18 protein-coding genes are annotated in these 17417 nt (G+C 44.3%); 8 read left to right on the forward strand and 10 right to left on the reverse strand.

Features of this window, described 5'->3' with window-relative positions:
• Nucleotides 1-113: 113 nt before the first annotated feature.
• The 3 genes from proX to proV are packed head-to-tail and all read right to left on the reverse strand — an operon-like array spanning nucleotide 114 to nucleotide 3399.
• Complete coding sequence (proX, locus tag AB4503_RS12820; RefSeq protein ID WP_017065955.1) at nucleotides 114-1121, reverse strand: glycine betaine/L-proline ABC transporter substrate-binding protein ProX; 1008 nt, start codon at nucleotides 1119-1121, stop codon at nucleotides 114-116.
• On the reverse strand, nucleotides 1114-2208 hold the full coding sequence (gene proW / locus AB4503_RS12825) for a glycine betaine/L-proline ABC transporter permease ProW (protein ID WP_102393819.1): 1095 nt from the start codon (nucleotides 2206-2208) through the stop codon (nucleotides 1114-1116). Before proW ends, proX begins: the two co-directional genes overlap by 8 nt.
• Before the next feature lie 3 nt (nucleotides 2209-2211).
• Nucleotides 2212-3399: a glycine betaine/L-proline ABC transporter ATP-binding protein ProV gene (proV, locus tag AB4503_RS12830; protein ID WP_017067805.1), complete on the reverse strand. Its 1188-nt coding sequence runs from the start codon at nucleotides 3397-3399 to the stop codon at nucleotides 2212-2214.
• A gap of 640 nt (nucleotides 3400-4039) precedes the next feature.
• On the opposite strand from proV, the gene AB4503_RS12835 reads away from it, so the two are divergent.
• Nucleotides 4040-4777 carry an HAD-IIB family hydrolase gene (locus tag AB4503_RS12835; RefSeq protein ID WP_372114951.1) on the forward strand — a complete coding sequence of 246 codons (738 nt, stop codon included), beginning with the start codon at nucleotides 4040-4042 and terminating at the stop codon, nucleotides 4775-4777.
• 40 nt (nucleotides 4778-4817) lie between these two features.
• On the opposite strand, the gene AB4503_RS12840 is transcribed toward AB4503_RS12835, so the two are convergent.
• The 3 genes from AB4503_RS12840 to AB4503_RS12850 form a co-directional block, all read right to left on the reverse strand.
• Nucleotides 4818-5030, reverse strand: a complete 213-nt coding sequence (locus AB4503_RS12840; protein ID WP_017068050.1) for a TIGR02450 family Trp-rich protein — start codon at nucleotides 5028-5030, stop codon at nucleotides 4818-4820.
• Nucleotides 5031-5171: 141 nt separating this feature from the next.
• A complete protein-coding gene (locus AB4503_RS12845) occupies nucleotides 5172-7619 on the reverse strand; it encodes a molybdopterin guanine dinucleotide-containing S/N-oxide reductase (protein ID WP_372114953.1) in 2448 nt (815 codons plus the stop codon).
• Nucleotides 7620-7641: 22 nt separating this feature from the next.
• Nucleotides 7642-8736 (reverse strand): NapC/NirT family cytochrome c, encoded by a 1095-nt coding sequence (locus AB4503_RS12850; protein WP_050652249.1) that lies wholly within the window; start codon nucleotides 8734-8736, stop codon nucleotides 7642-7644.
• Nucleotides 8737-9043: 307 nt separating this feature from the next.
• On the opposite strand from AB4503_RS12850, the gene AB4503_RS12855 reads away from it, so the two are divergent.
• Together AB4503_RS12855 and AB4503_RS12860 are read left to right on the forward strand one after the other, a co-directional pair.
• Nucleotides 9044-9319, forward strand: coding sequence for a nitrogenase-stabilizing/protective protein NifW (locus AB4503_RS12855; protein WP_372114956.1), 276 nt, complete (start codon nucleotides 9044-9046; stop codon nucleotides 9317-9319).
• A 135-nt stretch (nucleotides 9320-9454) separates the two neighbouring features.
• Nucleotides 9455-10579 (forward strand): M14-type cytosolic carboxypeptidase, encoded by a 1125-nt coding sequence (locus AB4503_RS12860; protein ID WP_372114959.1) that lies wholly within the window; start codon nucleotides 9455-9457, stop codon nucleotides 10577-10579.
• A gap of 143 nt (nucleotides 10580-10722) precedes the next feature.
• On the opposite strand, the gene AB4503_RS12865 is transcribed toward AB4503_RS12860, so the two are convergent.
• Together AB4503_RS12865 and AB4503_RS12870 are read right to left on the reverse strand one after the other, a co-directional pair.
• A complete protein-coding gene (locus AB4503_RS12865) occupies nucleotides 10723-11079 on the reverse strand; it encodes a PilZ domain-containing protein (RefSeq protein ID WP_372114961.1) in 357 nt (118 codons plus the stop codon).
• Nucleotides 11080-11346: 267 nt separating this feature from the next.
• Complete coding sequence (locus AB4503_RS12870; protein WP_017060328.1) at nucleotides 11347-11973, reverse strand: LysE family translocator; 627 nt, start codon at nucleotides 11971-11973, stop codon at nucleotides 11347-11349.
• Nucleotides 11974-12182: 209 nt separating this feature from the next.
• Here AB4503_RS12870 and AB4503_RS12875 point away from each other — a divergent pair, with 209 nt between their 5' ends.
• The 3 genes from AB4503_RS12875 to AB4503_RS12885 all read left to right on the forward strand — a co-directional run bounded on the left by AB4503_RS12875 (nucleotide 12183) and on the right by AB4503_RS12885 (nucleotide 14343).
• Complete coding sequence (locus tag AB4503_RS12875) at nucleotides 12183-13421, forward strand: DEAD/DEAH box helicase (protein ID WP_372114964.1); 1239 nt, start codon at nucleotides 12183-12185, stop codon at nucleotides 13419-13421.
• 255 nt (nucleotides 13422-13676) lie between these two features.
• Nucleotides 13677-13898: a hypothetical protein gene (locus tag AB4503_RS12880; RefSeq protein WP_004734659.1), complete on the forward strand. Its 222-nt coding sequence runs from the start codon at nucleotides 13677-13679 to the stop codon at nucleotides 13896-13898.
• A gap of 142 nt (nucleotides 13899-14040) precedes the next feature.
• Nucleotides 14041-14343, forward strand: coding sequence for a thiamine-binding protein (locus AB4503_RS12885; RefSeq protein ID WP_017065764.1), 303 nt, complete (start codon nucleotides 14041-14043; stop codon nucleotides 14341-14343).
• A 74-nt stretch (nucleotides 14344-14417) separates the two neighbouring features.
• Here AB4503_RS12885 and AB4503_RS12890 read toward each other — a convergent pair whose 3' ends face one another.
• On the reverse strand, nucleotides 14418-14585 hold the full coding sequence (locus AB4503_RS12890; RefSeq protein ID WP_372114971.1) for a hypothetical protein: 168 nt from the start codon (nucleotides 14583-14585) through the stop codon (nucleotides 14418-14420).
• Between the two features lie 109 nt (nucleotides 14586-14694).
• Complete coding sequence (locus AB4503_RS12895) at nucleotides 14695-14958, reverse strand: DUF1289 domain-containing protein (RefSeq protein WP_017079017.1); 264 nt, start codon at nucleotides 14956-14958, stop codon at nucleotides 14695-14697.
• Between the two features lie 187 nt (nucleotides 14959-15145).
• On the opposite strand from AB4503_RS12895, the gene AB4503_RS12900 reads away from it, so the two are divergent.
• Together AB4503_RS12900 and AB4503_RS12905 are read left to right on the forward strand one after the other, a co-directional pair.
• The gene (locus AB4503_RS12900; protein WP_004734625.1) at nucleotides 15146-15592 is read left to right on the forward strand and encodes an META domain-containing protein; all 447 of its coding nucleotides are present in this window, start codon (nucleotides 15146-15148) and stop codon (nucleotides 15590-15592) included.
• A 658-nt stretch (nucleotides 15593-16250) separates the two neighbouring features.
• Nucleotides 16251-17417, forward strand: coding sequence for an ABC transporter substrate-binding protein (locus AB4503_RS12905; protein WP_372114974.1), 1167 nt, complete (start codon nucleotides 16251-16253; stop codon nucleotides 17415-17417).

Here is a 17417-nt window from a genome sequence, read left to right on the forward strand (position 1 = left end):
TTGTCGCCCTTTCACTTGGTTTGAAGGTGATTGAGTGACTCTACACAATCACTCAACACGCTCATCATTTCAAATCAAAGTGTCTGGTAAGACAGAACAAATACAAGTCAAAGTTACAGTGCTGCTTTCTTCGCTTCTGTAATCCAACCATCGAACGTGCTTTGGTTCGCTTTGATCCAACCGTTTACGTGCGCTTCGATATCAGCAGAGCTGTTCTTACCTTTACTCATCATCATGTTCTGAGCGCTTACATCATTGATGTTAAGTTTGATGATTTCAAAAAGCTTCGCTGCTGATGGGTTGTTCTTAGCAAACTCTTTATTCGCAATAATGCGCATTGAGTTCATTTCGAAGCCGTAGTTTTTGCCGTTAGATAGCGTCGTATCCACGTTCGAACGCTCGCCAGGAAGTGCTGAGAAAGGAACTTCTAACCAAACTACATCTTCGTTAGGCACCAATACGCCACTTACCCAGTAAGGTGTCCACGTGTAGTAAAGGATTGATTCACCCTTTTGGTAACGAGAAATTGTATCTGCAATGATTGCAGCGTAGTTACCTTGGTTGTGAGTTACCGTATCGTCCAGTTTGAACGCTGAAAGTTGGTGTTCAATCACCATCTCACAACCCCAACCTGGGTTACAGCCTGTTAGGTCTGCTTTGCCATCACCGTCCGCATCAAACAGCTTCGCGATTTTTGGATCAGTTAATTGACCAATGTTGGTGATGTTGTACTTTTCAGCCGTTTTCTTATCAATTAGGTAACCTTGAGCAGCGCCGCTTACATATTGGCCTTCACGGTAGAATTTCTCATCACCACCTGCCATTGTGTATTTATCAGCATGAAGCGGGAACCAACCTACCGTTAGAAACGTTGCGTCACCCTTTGCAATCGAGGTGTAGCCTACGTTGTAGTCCACTTCTTGAGTTGATTTCACGTCATAACCCAGTTCTTCTAGAGCACGGTTAACGATCAATGTTTGGAATGTCTCTTCCGCTACAGACGATTGAACAGGCTGAACTGATACGCCATCACCCGGTAGGCTTGCTGCCCACACGTTAGTCGATACCGCTAATGTAGAAACGATGCTTACTGCGAGTTTACTCTTCCATGAATTATTCATTGGTGTTTTTCCTTAATTGAAGTTCTGATTTGTTACCGCGATTAAGTACATTCAGTACAAGGGAAACAGGTCCCATGCGATACCAGCGTAATTTTGTATTACCAGCATTGACACCCAGTACTTGGGTGATTCTGTCTAATAAGATGGCTAAGATAACGATGCCTAAACCACCAACAGCGGCCAGTCCCATATCCAAACGGCCAATACCTCTCAGTACCATTTGACCTAAACCGCCTACCGCAATCATTGATGCGATAACCACCATAGATAGCGACAACATCAGTGTTTGGTTCACGCCCGCCATGATAGTTGGCAATGCAAGTGGCAGTTGAATTCGGTAAAGCATCTGCTTTTTGCTTGCACCGAATGAGTGACCCGCTTCGATCAATTCTTCCGGAACTTGCTGAATACCCAAAATGGTCAAACGAACAACAGGAGGAAGTGCGAATATGATGGTCACCACGACACCCGGAACGTTACCGATACCAAACAACATGACGATCGGTACTAAATAAACGAAGGCTGGTGTGGTTTGCATAGCATCCAAAATTGGGCGCACGAATTTAGCCGCCGTGTTACTTCGAGCGAGCCATATCCCCATGGGTAAGCCAATCAATAGGCAGAAGAATACGGATGTCATGACCAGTGACAATGTGGTCATTGCTTCAGACCAAGCGCCAATCAAGCCAATGAAAGTCAAAGATACGGCCGTTGCAACGCCAAGCTTCAAGTTTGAAAACTGCCATGCCACTAGAAACAAGATGATCAACATGAATGGTGCTGGCGTAGACACCAACGCCGTTTCAAATGAACTTAGGATAAAATCGATAGGCACACGGATTGCCTGGAATAATGGGCGTCCGTGCTCAACTAACCAATTCAGTCCAGACTCAACCCAAGTGTCAACAGGCAGCACAGCCTCTGCAAAAGGGTTAAGTGGATCAAAAGGTGTCGTTTCAACGGTTTCGCTGCTTAACCAATCCGCTGACGGTGAGGTATCAGCGGATTGACCCCAAGGATCACTTGCAGGTTGAGCTGGAGGAGCCGATTGAGACCATGGGTCATTATTTGTTTGTTCAGACGACATGATCTACCCCTTATCCAATGTTTGTAACAGTCGTGACTTAGTCACCACGCCAAAGTAATTACCTTGCTCATCCACAACAGGCACTGAGTAAGGCACACCACCAACTAGGCCAAGCACATCATTGATTGGTAAATCAGGGTTCAGCGTTAGTCCATCATCGAGCTGTGCGCTGATGAGTGATTTGTTCTCTTTGTGGGCTTTACGAAGCGAGTCGATAGAGACAATGCCGGAGTAACGGCTGCTCTTCTCAACTACGATGCCGTACTCGCGGTCGTTATCCATCAAAATTTGTAGAGCGGACGCTGGGCCATCGTGTTCTGATTTTTTAAATACCGCAGCTGGCTTCTTACGCGCAATGTCTTTCACAGTAAGTACGCTTGCTACGTTCACACCACGGAAGAAAGCTTCGACATAATCATTCGCTGGGTTACTAAGAATATCGTCTGGAGTACCTACTTGAACCACTTCGCCATTTTGCATAATCGCAATTCGGTCACCGATACGCATCGCTTCATCCAAATCATGCGAGATAAAAACAATGGTTCGTTTATCGTCATTTTGAAGGCGAATAAGCTCATCTTGCATTTCTGTACGAATCAAAGGGTCGAGCGCCGAGAACGCTTCGTCCATCAACAAGATATCTGGGTCACATGCTAGTGCACGAGCCAAACCAACACGCTGCTTCATACCACCAGACAACTCATCTGGGTAAGATTCTGAATATGCGCCAAGGCCAACACGCTCAAGTGCTTCAAGTGCTGATTGCTTTCGTTGTTCAACTTCAACACCCGCAAGCTCTAGACCAAACGCGGCATTCTCGATAACCGTCATATGCGGCATCAAAGCGAAATTTTGGAAAACCATGGAGATGTTGTTGCGGCGAACTTCGCGGAGTTCATCTTCTGAGATGTGGGCAATGTCTTTGCCTCGAAGAAGCACATTGCCTTTGGTAGGTTCGATCAAGCGGTTAAGAAGGCGTACTAGGGTTGATTTGCCAGATCCTGACAGTCCCATTATGACGAAAATCTCGCCTTCTTGAATACTAAGAGAAACATCGTTAACGCCGATCGTTAGCCCTGTTTCTTCGAAAACTTTATCTTTATTTGCGCCTTCATTAATCATTGTAAAAGCACGGTCGGTGTCTTCACCAAACACCTTGTACAGTCCCTTAACTTCCAGTATGGGATCCATGTAATCTAATCCTTTATCAGTTATTTAAACTTAAATTGGTTATTTAAACCCGAAAAACAATTAGCACTCTAAGTAATTGACACGTGTAAATCAAGGTTCTTCGTTCGGTAAAACAAGGCAACAGACTGAAACCAGACCAGCAACAACAAGACCAAAAATAAGCAAAAACAAAGCAAGCTACTGATAATAAAAGGGATAAATTAGATAAGCGTACGGCCAATATTATGTATTACGTAGTCGTAGATTATTGAATATTAATTTTACATTAGAGTGATTAATAGGCTGAATGAACCAACAAAAGCCATAATTAGTTCGCGCACAAATAATTCGAGTACGAACTATTTATTAAGCTTTCATGATGTTTCCGAGGCGAAAGTTCGCTCGGTAAAAAATATAAGATCAACTCTCAATCTCTACCTAAAAAACCAAAGGTCAACCGGCTAAAGTCAGCGAGTTGAAATCAACCTTTTCAACCAAGAATTTTAATACGTCACACCAACTGTGATACTTGCTGCAAACTGTCAATTGGTGATTATCTAAGCTGAACTTCAACTTGTAGAGTGCTCATTGCTGAGCCATTCTTTATAAAAGAAATAAGCATTTTCCCGTGACGAAATAGAGAAAAAGACAAGGAATTCGAATGATAAAAATGTTGGTGTGTGACTTTGACGGTACGCTTGATGGAGGCTCATCTCACGGTGTTAACCAGCTATTTGATTACCTCACAGAACAACCTGATATTCGCTTTATCATCGCGACAGGAAGAACATTACCTTCGATTCGAATGGGTTTAGAATCGGATAACTACCCGAAGCCACACAGTATTATTAGCGATGTGGGCACCAAAATTCATCATGTTCATTCCCAAAAACCAGACCATGTTTGGCATAACCAACTGGAAGCTTCTTGGAACAAATCAAGGGTAGAGACGGCTCTCGCCCCCCTTGATTTTATGGGTGATCGCATAGAAAACCATCAAGGCGATTACAAGATCACCTTTGAAGGAAAGCTTTCAGAGCCTCAACACGAACTGATTGAATCTAGCTTGGAGATACACGGATTAGATGTTCACCTGACTTACTCTCATGATTGGTACTTAGATATCACACCAAAAGGCGTTAACAAGGCGACTGCGATTCACCACCTACTCGAACAACACGATTTGAGCGTTGCAGAAGTGTGCGTCGCAGGTGACTCAGCTAACGACACCTCAATGCTCACCATTGAAGGCGTAAACTCGATATTGGTTGCTAACCATTACCCAGAGGTTGCTCACCTATCGGATAGAGACAACGTATACACGAGTAGAGCAACACATGCTGAGGGTGTCTTAGAAGGCCTTAAATACTGGCAAGGGCGTGCAGCAGCGGGTAATTAGAAATAAGTAGAGGTGACCGACTGCTCCCTACTTGCTATCCTTATTTCCAACCGGGAAGCCAATGATCCTTGTCGGTGAGATCCCGCCAGTTGATGTCTTCCTCTCGTTTGGTCATCACCGCTTCTATCAAACAACGAATAACCTCCCCTTCTTCAAACTCTACCTCTGTGACCATAAAGTGTTTTTCTTTCTTTACAGGGCTAACGGCCGTCCATTTACTGCGAAGTAGTTTCTTTGGATTGATTCGATTCATGAGTTTATTTCTCGCTTAGATGTCATTGATTATTATGGATTGTCTAGCCGACACTGAGTAATAGTCTTCGTCGCAAGAAAAGGATCAAAAAAAGCCAGCGATTAGGCTGGCTTCATTCAGTTAGCTATTACTTGTTAAAGATTAGCCGTTTTTAGGTGGATCAAATGCCGTGAGTTCTAATACTGGACCTGTGTATTTTTCAATCTTCACAAGCGCAGAGTTTGCAGCACAGCCATTCGCCAAACGAGAAGTCGGGATATCTAACGTAAGCACGTTACAGCCACCGTTTTTACATAGGCCTGTCTCTTTATCTAAATCAGGCCAACCGCCTTCATGGATACATACAGAGCCTTGTTTGATGCCATCCGTCACTAATGCACCCACCAATACTTGTCCACGACCATTATGTGCACGAACCAAGTCACCCGTTTTAATGCCTCGAGCTTTCGCATCTTCAGGGTGAATTGAAATCGGCTCACGGTCTGCAATCGCATACTCTTCGCGGATCTTCGCGTAGTTGAACTGGCTATGCAGACGGTGCGCGGCGTGCGCTGTCATCAGTTGCAGTTCGCCATCTTTAGCGTTGCCTGTGTACTCTGTTGGTTCTAACCAAGTTGGGTGTGCAGGGCAATCATCTAGTTGGTAACCTTCAATGGTTCTTGAGAATATCTCGAACTTGCCACTTGGTGTACCTAGTGGGTTCATGATTGGGTTCTCACGAAAATCAGCGTAACGAACAAACTGTGCGTTCTTCTCGTTCCACTTCATCTCGATCAACTGATTATCTTCCCAGAACTTGCTGAAGTTAGGCATTACGATACGCTGACCACGACCACCTTGCTGTGCGGTTTTGTAGAAACCATACAGCCATTCCATCTCGGTCTTGCCTTCGGTGTACACATCACGACCACCCGGAGCAAGTAACTCAGACATGTCCGCAAATACATCGAAATCGTTACGAGCTTCACCTTGTGGCTCAACCACTTTCTTCATTGGCACTAAGTGTTGGTTACTGTAGTCACCCGTCATCGTCATATCATTACGTTCAAACGATGTAGTAATTGGCAGAACAATATCCGCGTGCTTAGCTGCTGCTGTCCAGTAAGGTTCTGAGATAACAATCAGCTCAGGCTTTTGCCAAGCTTTGATCAAGCGGTTGGTATCTTGGTGGTGAGTAAAGTTCGCACCGCCTGCCCACCAGATCATTTTGATCTCTGGGAACGTTAGGTTGTGACCATTGTGATGGTAGCTTGAACCCGGGTTTTCTAGCGCTTCAACAATACGCGCTACAGGGAATGCGTTCACAGATCCTGAAACAGCCCAATCGTTACCCGCCGAAGAACCACCGCCAAGTGACGCTGAAATCGCAGGAAGTACGCCTGCATCACGAGCAGGGTTACCACCGTTTGAGTAGTGGTAAGAAAGACCAAAACCACCACCAGGCAAGCCAACTTGACCTAGCATTGTCGCTAGCGTAACCAACATCCAGTGACGTTGTTCACCGTATTGTTGACGCTGCATACCCCAGCCAGACATCAGCATAGTACGGTTCTTACTGAAGATATCCGCAAGTAGCTCAAGCTGCTTCACTGGCACACCACAGATCTCAGACGCCCACTCAGCAGATTTTTCTACGCCGTCTTCCTTACCCATCAAGTAAGCTTCGAATACGTCGTAACCTGTTGTGTATTTACCCAAGAAATCTTTATCGTGCTTGCCCTGTTTCACTAACGTGTGTGCGATACCCATCATCATGGCTACGTCAGTCATTGGGTGAGGAGCAATCCACTCTGCGTTGTCACCAAAAAACTCGATAGTCTCAGAGCGCATTGGGTCAATCGCAATCACTGTCTTGCCCGACTTCTTCAACTGGTGGAAGAACTCAAGACCTGCACAGTCGGTTGAGCTCCAAGCGATCTTCAAGGTGTTAATTGGGTTTAGGCCCCAAAGTACCACCACATCACTGTGCTCAAGGATAACTGGGTAAGTCGTCTGCTGTTCATACACCTCAATCGAACCCACAACGTGCGGCATGATAACTTGCGCAGCACCTGTTGAGTAATCACCTAAGTGACCAGAGTAACCACCAGCCATGCTCATGTAACGTTGTAGAAGCGTTTGCGCTTTGTGCAGAACACCACTTGAACGCCAGCCATAAGAGCCTGCGAATACAGATTCCGCACCGTGCTCTTGACGAATACGTGAGTGTTGTTGGTGAATCAATTTGTACACTTCATCCCAAGAGATACGAACAAATTCATCACTACCACGTACACCTTCAGGTGCAGATGGGTTAGCCAAGTAGCCTTTACGAACCATAGGGTACTTAACACGCGCTTTGGTGTGTACTTGATCAGGGCCTGTGGTCTGCAGGCTATTTGGAACCGTTTGTGCCAGTGCATTCGTCGTCGACACTAACTTACCATCTTTCACTTCACACAGCATTGGTCCCATACGACCTGCCGTTAGAACACCTTTACCACGCGTGTTTGACGAAGCGACCGACATTGGAGAGAACGATGTAAACGCCATCGCACCAGCAGTCATACCTGTGCCTTTTAAAAATCCGCGACGTGTAATATTAGTCATAATTTTATCCTTCTAATTCTCTTTAGTGACCAACAACGTCTTTCGCGTGGTTTTGGAAGTACTTAGTCAGCAGCTCAAGGTTTTGCTCAGAAATGTCTGTACGGTCGCCCATACTTTTCGCAACAGGTCCCCAAGCATTCACAGTGAAGTGGTTTGAAGGAATTTTCGCGTGACACGTTGCACAGTAAACGTTGTCCAACTCTTCTGCGTAAGACCAGATTGGGTCTAGTTTATCGACAACTGGAGAAGTGATATCACCCGTTAGCGCAACTGAACGCCACTCGTTACCGTAAGCATCGGCTTTATAGTCACCAGTAGTCAGTGCTTCTTGACCTTTGTCTGTCAATGTCGCAACGATTGCACGTTGGCCTTCACCGAAGTAAAGCACTTGCTCTGCACCTTTCATTTGGAATGCATTCAAAGTCACAGTACGGTTGTCGCCTTCAGCCTTGACCACTTGCAGTTCTGCTGTTGGGTTTACACTGCCGAAGTCACCCATTGCGATATCGGTTACTGGGTAAACCACTTTCGCATCTGCTGGCGTGTTTTTCGTAAATGCGATCAGGGTATCGAACGCTTTGCTATCTAGCTGAGCTTCAGGAGCAAAATGTGCAACGCCTTTGTGACAATCGATACACGTTTGGTTATTTTCACGACCATAAGCATGCATTTTTGCTGCATCACGAGATTGCTCGAACTCTTCCATTGCATCGAATTCGTGACAAGAGCGACAAGTCGCTGAGTCATTCTCGCGGAATTGAGCCCAAACTGTCTCAGCCATCTCTTCACGGTGTGCTTCGTATTTTTCAGGCGTGTCGATCTTGCCTGAGATGAATTCGTGGTAGATGTCTTTAGACGCTCTTACTTTGGTGATCACGTAGTCAATCGGATCCGTTGGGATATGGCAATCAGCACACTCAGCTCTAATGCCTTTTGCGTTACTGAAGTGAACTGAACCTTGGTATTCTTTGTGGGGTGTTTCCATTGTGTGGCAAGAAACACAAAACTCAGTGCTCGATGTATAGTGCATAACGGCTGCAGTTCCCCCTAAGGTTAACCAGCCAATACCTATACCAACCGCCGCTATTAGTGCGATATAACGTTTTTTTATTGTCATAATTCTTAATCATCTTCAACAATTGGTTACAATTAAGATCAGAATAGTACTTTAGGGGTAGATCAGTTTGATTTGGATCACAAATCGCATTCTGAGGAACAAAAATTGAACCTTTATGAGAACCCAAGGTCACTTCACGAAATTATTCCCCACCAGATACAATCACCCACCAAATAAGAAGCAGCGGTTAAATATTCATTATTGATTAATCCAACATCAACGAGACAAAACGGCTTTCTAAGTCAAAGAAGTAAATTGTAAATCTATTACAATATTGGCTATCTATTTTTCATAAACTCCTCACTCAATGAACCAAACAGAATTCCAACAAAAAATGGCGAGTTTCACCTCGATTGAACAAGCGCTTGATTACTTCGAAATTGGGTTTGATAGCAAGTTCATCAACCAAAATAGAGTCGAGCTTATGAAACGCTTTAATGGTTATCTGATTCTTGCGAAACCTGATGATTGGTTTTCTGGACGAAGGGCATTGAAAAACGCTTATTGTAAGGTGCAACGCAGCAAGTTAGATCACCACACACGTTCAGCCTGTCGTGGGTGTACAACTTGTCAGCGTCGATAGATAGGAAGTACTGCTCAAAGTAGAGAACTAAAAAGTAGATAGTTGAAATAACATCTCATTACGATTTAGTTAGTGGTTTGCTCGAAAAAAAGTGTGCTAGTCTTACGGCAACTCAACTACGAGATAAAAACTACAATGAAAATTTTCAGCAATTTCGAAAGCGGCAACATTCACGTCGTTTCTGCAGATTCACCACAAAACATTCAACTGACTATCCCAGCAGACTACCAAACTGAAATCTCTCAGTGGTTTCACTTCCGCTTAGAAAGTGAAGCTCAACAAGCTCACCACTTTGAAATCGGTCAACTGGCAACATCGGCTTACCCTGAGGGCTGGAAGGACTACGATGTAGTTGCATCGTATGACCGCGAAGAGTGGTTTCGTATCCCATCTCAGTTCGATGGCGATACATTAAGCTTCGACATCATTCCAGAGCACGATTCAATGTACTTCGCGTACTTTGCACCGTACTCGTACGATCGTCACCAAAATCTTCTGCACAGTGCTCAAACGCACCCAGCTTGTAAGCTTGAAACTTTGGGCCACACGCTAGACAACAATGACATCACTTTGCTAACCATTGGTGAGCCAAGTGAAGAGAAGAAAAACATTTGGGTAATTGGCCGTCAACACCCTGGTGAGACCATGGCTGAATGGTTGATTGAAGGATTGCTACAACGTCTGCTTGATGAAACAGATACGGTTGGTCGCTCTCTTCTAGACAGCGTTGTGTTCCGCGTTGTACCAAACATGAACCCAGATGGCAGCATCCGTGGTCACCTGCGTACTAACGCGATTGGCGTAAACCTGAACCGCGAATGGCAATCGCCGTCTATGGAACGTAGCCCAGAAGTATTCCTTGTTCGCGAGCGTATGCTGGAAACGGGCGTTGACCTGTGTCTAGATATTCACGGCGACGAAGCGATTCCATATAACTTTGTAGCAGGTAGCGAAGGCACACCTTCTTACAACGAGCGCATCGCGAAGCTAGAGAGCCACTTCAAGCAAGCACTACTCACTATCACGCCAGAGTTCCAAGATGAATTTGGTTACGATAAAGACGAACCAGGCAAAGCAAACATGACAGTTGGCACAAACTGGATTGGTGAGCAATTCAAGTGTTTGGCTTACACCGTCGAGATGCCATTTAAAGATCACATCAGTCACGCTGACGAACTTTACGGCTGGTCTCCAGAACGAAGTGTCGCGTTTGGTCACGATATGCTAGCCGCAGTTTGGGCTACAGTAGACGAGCTATAAGGCGAACTAAGCTCATTAGCTTTACCTGTATCGCCTTTGGTTTATAAGAATCTGGGCTATAGATAGAACAAAGCCCAGCACTTGTGAAAGTGCTGGGCTTTTTAATATCGGCTTGGATGAGTGAATCTAACTTTAAAAGCTTTCTATGCCACTCTGAGGCTAGCAAAAAACACTGGGTATCTTTGCCTAATGTGGCGTTGTTCAGACACCATATCTTTGAAGCTCGGACCTTGTAATAACTGAACGATCACTTCGTCACCTTCTTGTCGCAATACAGCACCGCTAATATCGATACTGTTGTTGTCATGCAACCTCAAGGTGCCGGCCATTGAAAAGCCACGATAAACCGGAATGATGTTACGCATCATCAGGCGTACACCCTTTTCAGAAACTTCGCTGACATGAAAAAGCTCATCCTTAATTCGCATCACCGGACGAGCCTTTTGAGGGTACTTTAAGCGGTAATATTTGCGTTTCTGGGTGAATGAATCTTCACGCATTGGTGACTCCCTGTCTCTGTTATTTCGGTCAAGCAATAGGCTGTAGCTTCAATTGGTCTCAAATAAACACATTCACCAAATTGATAGCTAATAATTATATCGACTTCCCGAGCTAATGCTTTAGAGATTTATACAGAGAAACACTGATTGCTTAGCATTCAGTAAAAAATGAGAACTGAATCGGAAATGAAAACTAAGATGGAAACGAGAACTAAGCCGGAAATGAACTGAACCAATAGCTAAAAACCCAATTTTTCGCATCGCACCCTAAAGCTGAAACAATGCCAACTGAATGCTGAAGCCCACGAATAGAATCCCACACACAATGTTCATCATTTGCGAGGTGCGCTTTTGAACTAACAAGCGCTTAAAGGTATCCGCCATTAAGATCACAACTAAGAACCACATCGACACCACTGACGCTTGAATTGCACCAAGTATCAAACTGTCTGTCACAATCGCATCTGTTGAAACAAATTGAGGGAATATAGAAAGATAAAACAGGACAATTTTAGGATTCAGTAGATTAGTGAGAAGCCCTTTGAAAAATTGCTTATAAAGCTTACTTCCCGATGCACTGACCACAGAGAGCACGCCCTCTTGAGCGCGCAGTGCCGCTCGAAAATGGTTATACCCAAGCCAGACAAGATACAAAACCCCAGCCCACTTTAGCCCTTCAAAGGCCATGGGAGTGTTCGACAGTAATAAGCTTATGCCGTTAGCCGAGATAAAGGCATGAAAAAAGAAACCACATGACACGCCCAACACGTTCACAAATGCAAACAGCTTCCTTTGAGTTAAGGCTGTGCTTAATACCAACAGCGCATTTGGGCCCGGGATAATGGCAATAAAAAACACGATAACGATAAACAGCCAGATACTGTCCCAACTCATTTCGATCTCATTTCATGAACATTTTTAGGGCGGACATTGTACGTCCATTCAGTGCCATTACAATATGATAAACGCTTAATTATCGCGTATAGCTAACAGACATAATTCGCGCGTATAATGAATGTGTTTATCGTCTAACATACAAAACTGATTCTCTAACATTTGTAGCCCTGATAGACTCCACCTCCTTTTTGATACTTGGTTCATTTATGTCATTTGATAGCCTAACCCTTAACGCAAAAACCGTCTCCGCGCTCTCATCTCAATTCAATAAGCCGACAGAGATACAGCAAGCGGTAATTCCTACCATTATTGCGGGGAAAGACGTACTCGCATTGGCTCAAACGGGCAGCGGTAAAACATTGGCGTTCGGCTTACCTTTACTGAATAACATCAACCAAGATGTGAATGAACTGCAAGCACTGATCATTGTTCCAACCCGTGAACTTGCATCTCAAGTGACCAAATCTTTAGAACCGATCGCGACAACGCTCAATATCAAATTGGTAACGCTAACGGGCGGCGTAAATACTGATGATCAACAGCAACAATTATCGACTAAACCACAATTAGCCATCGCCACACCGGGCCGCCTACTTGCTTTAATCAAAAGTGATGAACTGAATATAGCTCGGTGTTCATCATTGGTTCTTGATGAAGCCGACCGCCTGATCGACATGGGATTTTGGCCAGATATTCAAGCGATTACTTCAGCACTACCGAGCAAACGTCAGTCACTGTTGTTCTCTGCGACACTTCCGCCCGAATTAGTAGGTCAGGCTGAAGAGCTTCTTTCAAATCCAGTTAAGGTCACGACACATCAAGAAAACAGCGTGGTCGCGGCTATTGAAGAAACCCTGTATTTAGTGAACAAAGGCAGTAAAGCTCAAGCGCTCATCGCACTACTCAATCAACACACATGGCCGCAAGTATTGGTATTTATTGGCGCAAAAGACAATGCCGATGCATTAACCAAACGATTGAATAAAGCCAAAATCAGTGTGAGTGCGTTACATGGAAATAAGAGCCAAGAAGAACGAGAGCAAGCATTAGAAAGTTTCAAAAATGGCGAGACTCGTGTGCTTATCGCGACAGACGTGATGGCTAGAGGCATTCATATTGATCAGTTACCTGTCGTAATTAACTTCGAATTACCCTCTCACTCAGCAACTTACGTACACCGCGTTGGTCGTACAGCAAGAGCAGGAAGTACTGGCTGCGCGGTCTCTCTGGTTAGCCACAGCGAAACTGACTACCTCAATGCGATTCGCACCTTGACCAATAAGCCGTTAGTGCTGCAACCATTAGAGGGTTTCCCGGTTACCGACAAACCTGCATCTGAAACGACCGCTCGCAAGCGTCCACCTAAAGATAAAATGGCCAATCGAAGAACAGCTAAAAAGAAAAGCATTAAGCAATTTAAAAGCAAACCAAATAGCTCTAAGTAACCAGAAATAACTCTAAGTAACCAGAAATAGAATGGTCAGCTCAGTTTGTACTGGGCTTTTTTATATGCAACAAAATACAAATTCACACCCAAAAACTTCCCTAAAGTTGCCAACTTAAATGACACTTTTGTGAATTATGATGCCAACGTATTGATTCTTGGTTGCTCAAAAAAAATACTTTCTGATCACGTTGACGCCCCTATATCTGGCAACTAAATTTTTCTATTAGTGTCTAAAAACCGGGAGGTCATTGAAATGAAACGTGCAAGCTCTACATATCGATTACAACTGATTAAGGAAGTGGCTACTCGCCGAGATCGTCAGAGTTCCAATGACCCAATGGCAAACTACATACAAAACCTAATCGACAACAAAGACGACTGTGATACCTCGGTCGAACGCAACCAGAGGTTCAGTGGTAGTCATTTTGATGAGCATATTGGTGGTTGGGTTAGCGACCACTGGGGTAGCAAGTAGTCCGATATCTCCAGTCACTCGTGTCATAAATAAAGCAGCGTAACCGCTGTAGAATTTATCTCCGCATTAACCTATCATCTGCAACAAATCCCTATCATTGAGTAAGCAGAAAGTGTCTGAGTTAAAAAGAGAAAAAGAAGTGATGGTTGCCTTCCAAGTGATCCCTCGCGTCAAAGAAGGCAACAACTTCGAAGTAGTTGATAAAGCCATTGAAGTTGTGAAAGCAGCCGATGTGCCTTTCCAAGTTGGTGCGATGGAAACCACAATGAAAGGTGAGCTCAATCAATTACTCGATATCGTTAAAAAGGCAGAGCAAGCTTGTTACGATGCAGGGGCTGTAGAAGTGATAACCAACATTAAGATTCATAGTAAAACCACCGAGGCCGATGATACATTTTGTACATACCATCGTGGTGTAACGAAAGCGAATCACATGTTTGTTTAGCAATATGTTTATTTCAGAAAGCTGTTTATTTAAGAAAACAGGGCTTTAAGAAAGACTCTGAAGAACCAGTGATGTTATTGAAAAGGCATGTCTGAAAGGTGAGAAAGGATTTCCATTCGTTCTTCTTCTGACATCGAATGCCAATCACGCGGGCTATCTTCAGGGTCATTTTTCGCCCCAATATTTTTTCGATCCAGCGCTTTAACCGGTTCTTTTTTGAGTTTTACGTTCTTTTTATTCATACCGACATCACTCCTTCTGGTACAAAGGTACCTACCTTAATATTACACCCCAACCATTATGTAAAGTAATAGTTACTTCGGAGTTAAATAAAATCTTGATACTTCCTCTTTAACCGAAAAGATCTCTTTGGGGACTTGTATTTCCCTCTTCGTCGACCGACTTACCAACCAAGTTTTTTTGCTTCATTATCTTTCTCCGATAGCGCTGACGACAAAGCTTAATCACGTGCAATTGTTCTGACGGAGTCATCGACATCCAATTAAAGCGCTCTTCTCTCTTGCGCATACAACCATTGCAATAGCCTTTATCATCGCTTGAGCAAACCCCAACGCAAGGGCTTGGAACCTGGAAAAACTCTAACTGCTCCACCATGCCTCCTTACACATCAAAATCGAGCTTACTAATTAAAAAATAAGCGATTAATTTGTCGCCCAGCTCGTGAAACTCATACTAAACTATGACCTTATACTGACACATATAGTGTTTTGTAAACTATACTTTGAACCCATCAAGTTACACTTATTCGGTAACTTCGTTCTTTCCTTTGGAGCCTTATAATATGAAGTTTAGTTCAAAAAAATTACTAGCAGTAGCCGCTTTACCTATGATGCTAGCAGCATGCACAACAACAGGTGACAACGCGATGCAAGTAACACCAACCGATCTACAGCACCATAATTGGGAACTTGCGCAAATTGATGGCAAGGACATTGTGAAAAGCGAAGACCAAGCAGCTCCTCGTCTAGAGATCGGCGAAAAGATGACTGCAAACGGCATGGCTGGTTGTAACAACTTCTTCGGTCAAGGCGAGCTGAAAGACGGTCAATTCCGTATCAAGCAAATGGGCATGACAATGAAAATGTGTCACGGTTCAGCAATGGAAATCGAACAATCGGTTTCAGCTACTCTAAGCGAGTGGAGCGACGTAACCCTAACAAACGATACGCTAGTACTGAAAAACGATGTACACACGCTAACGTACACAATTCGTGATTGGGTAAACTAATCCGTTCTCGAAATAGATATTGATTAAAGGAGCCTTCATGGCTCCTTTTTTATTGCCTGCTTACCCTCACAACACCTTCAAAATTAACACTCATCGCCTACTTTTCGTACCAACCTCCAATAAACCTCAAATATCTCTCATTTAGATGCAATAAATTCACTGGTTTATCGGTCTATTGCTAGGATGGTAAGAGCCTAGAGTCTGTCGAGCTTTCGAGACGATTGCATATCGAACAAAGTTTAACCAAAAAAGACCAGCACGCCCTCCCTGCTTGTTCTCAAGTAATTGATTGAATTTACTGTTGAATTAGAATTTATTTCAGAAACAGATAGAATAATAGGGCGTGTTGATCTTTCGAGCTGATTTTTGCAGCGAGTTGCTGGGTATTTATACAAGGCAGAGGCGTCGATGTGTAGCTAGCCTACATGAGAAGCCGATAACGCAGTAGAAATGACCAGCAAACGCTGCCCGAAGGGTTCGGCTAAAAGCGTTTTACTCTTTGTTGAGGGAGATTTGCTTAGAGTGACTAGGCTACTTCCCCCTCGCCGCGATTATAACGCTTTTATCTCGAACAAAATTTAACCACGAAAGGTCAACACGCCCTAGGGAGTTTGAAAATACAATGCTCTTACCCGTTCACTACCAAATGGAAAAGTTTATGAACAAGATAGTAAGTACGTTAGGAATCATGGCAACCGTTGCATACAGCGCAACCATTTATGCTGATGAAGCAACATCAACCAATAACTGGAACCAAATCGAACAGAAGGCAGAGGGACAAACTGTCTACTTTCACGCTTGGGGCGGTAGCCAAGAAATCAATCGTTACCTACAGTGGGCGGGCAAGAAATTACAAAGTGAGTACGGTGTTACCTTAAAACATGTGAAAGTAACCGATATTGCAGAAACGACCACTCGCCTACTCGCAGAAAAGGCGGCAGGAAAGAACACTGAAGGCAGTGTCGATATCGTCTGGATTAACGGCGAGAATTTCCGTTCAATGAAAGAAAATGCCTTGTTGTTTGGGCCATTCACTCAAACACTTCCAAACTGGCAGTACGTGGATAAGTCTTTGCCGATCGATGTCGATTTCTCGGAGCCAACAGAAGGCTTGGAGGCACCTTGGGGCGTTGGGCAACTGGTCTTCATCCACGACCAAGAAACACTGCACAATCCGCCACAATCGTTTTCAGAGATGTTGAGCTACGCTCAGGCTTTCCCGAACCGCTTAAGCTACCCGCGCCCACCAGAGTTTCACGGTACGAGCTTCATTAAGTCTCTACTAATTGAGCTGACAAACAACAGTCCTGCGCTTGCTAAACCCGTTTCAGAAGATACCTTCCAAGATGTTACGGAACCACTGTGGGCTTACTTAGATAAATTCCATAAAGTGGCATGGAGAGGCGGAAAGCAATTCCCAGCAGGCACATCGGAAAGCATCCAGCTTCTGGATGACGGACAGATCGACCTCGCGATTACGTTCAATCCAAACTCTGTATATTCAGCACAATCAAGTGGCCGCCTAGCGGAAACTACCAAGGCTTATGCGTTAGAAAGCGGCGCTCTGTCTAACATTCACTTCCTTGCGATTCCTTGGAATGCCAATGCAACCGCGGGAGCTCAAGTGACCATCAACTTCTTGTTGAGCCCAGAAGCACAATCTCGCAAAGGTGAACTCAATGTTTGGGGTGACCCTTCTGTATTGAGTAGTAAGTACTTAACCGGCAGCGCTAAAAATACTCAGCAATTTAAATCGATTGATGAACCGCATCCTAGTTGGCAAAACGCGCTCGAGAAAGAGTGGCTTAAACGATACGGTAACTAA

Origin of the sequence: Vibrio sp. 10N.222.55.B11, from assembly GCF_041473705.1 — a bacterium.
In the GTDB taxonomy this organism is placed as follows: Bacteria; Pseudomonadota; Gammaproteobacteria; order Enterobacterales; family Vibrionaceae; genus Vibrio; species Vibrio crassostreae_C.

Excerpts from the sequence above, each read along its gene's own strand:
- AB4503_RS12875 (WP_372114964.1), top strand. The coding sequence starts at position 12,183 with ATGTCATTTGATAGCCTAACCCTTAACGCAAAAACCGTCTCCGCGCTC.
- AB4503_RS12835 (WP_372114951.1), top strand. The coding sequence starts at position 4,040 with ATGATAAAAATGTTGGTGTGTGACTTTGACGGTACGCTTGATGGAGGC.
- AB4503_RS12895 (WP_017079017.1), bottom strand. The coding sequence starts at position 14,958 with ATGGTGGAGCAGTTAGAGTTTTTCCAGGTTCCAAGCCCTTGCGTTGGG.
- AB4503_RS12885 (WP_017065764.1), top strand. The coding sequence starts at position 14,041 with ATGGTTGCCTTCCAAGTGATCCCTCGCGTCAAAGAAGGCAACAACTTC.
- AB4503_RS12865 (WP_372114961.1), bottom strand. The coding sequence starts at position 11,079 with ATGCGTGAAGATTCATTCACCCAGAAACGCAAATATTACCGCTTAAAG.
- AB4503_RS12860 (WP_372114959.1), top strand. The coding sequence starts at position 9,455 with ATGAAAATTTTCAGCAATTTCGAAAGCGGCAACATTCACGTCGTTTCT.
- AB4503_RS12900 (WP_004734625.1), top strand. The coding sequence starts at position 15,146 with ATGAAGTTTAGTTCAAAAAAATTACTAGCAGTAGCCGCTTTACCTATG.
- proW (WP_102393819.1), bottom strand. The coding sequence starts at position 2,208 with ATGTCGTCTGAACAAACAAATAATGACCCATGGTCTCAATCGGCTCCT.
- AB4503_RS12845 (WP_372114953.1), bottom strand. The coding sequence starts at position 7,619 with ATGACTAATATTACACGTCGCGGATTTTTAAAAGGCACAGGTATGACT.
- AB4503_RS12840 (WP_017068050.1), bottom strand. The coding sequence starts at position 5,030 with ATGAATCGAATCAATCCAAAGAAACTACTTCGCAGTAAATGGACGGCC.
- AB4503_RS12905 (WP_372114974.1), top strand. The coding sequence starts at position 16,251 with ATGAACAAGATAGTAAGTACGTTAGGAATCATGGCAACCGTTGCATAC.
- AB4503_RS12880 (WP_004734659.1), top strand. The coding sequence starts at position 13,677 with ATGAAACGTGCAAGCTCTACATATCGATTACAACTGATTAAGGAAGTG.
- AB4503_RS12870 (WP_017060328.1), bottom strand. The coding sequence starts at position 11,973 with ATGAGTTGGGACAGTATCTGGCTGTTTATCGTTATCGTGTTTTTTATT.
- proV (WP_017067805.1), bottom strand. The coding sequence starts at position 3,399 with ATGGATCCCATACTGGAAGTTAAGGGACTGTACAAGGTGTTTGGTGAA.
- AB4503_RS12850 (WP_050652249.1), bottom strand. The coding sequence starts at position 8,736 with ATGACAATAAAAAAACGTTATATCGCACTAATAGCGGCGGTTGGTATA.
- AB4503_RS12890 (WP_372114971.1), bottom strand. The coding sequence starts at position 14,585 with ATGAATAAAAAGAACGTAAAACTCAAAAAAGAACCGGTTAAAGCGCTG.
- AB4503_RS12855 (WP_372114956.1), top strand. The coding sequence starts at position 9,044 with ATGAACCAAACAGAATTCCAACAAAAAATGGCGAGTTTCACCTCGATT.
- proX (WP_017065955.1), bottom strand. The coding sequence starts at position 1,121 with ATGAATAATTCATGGAAGAGTAAACTCGCAGTAAGCATCGTTTCTACA.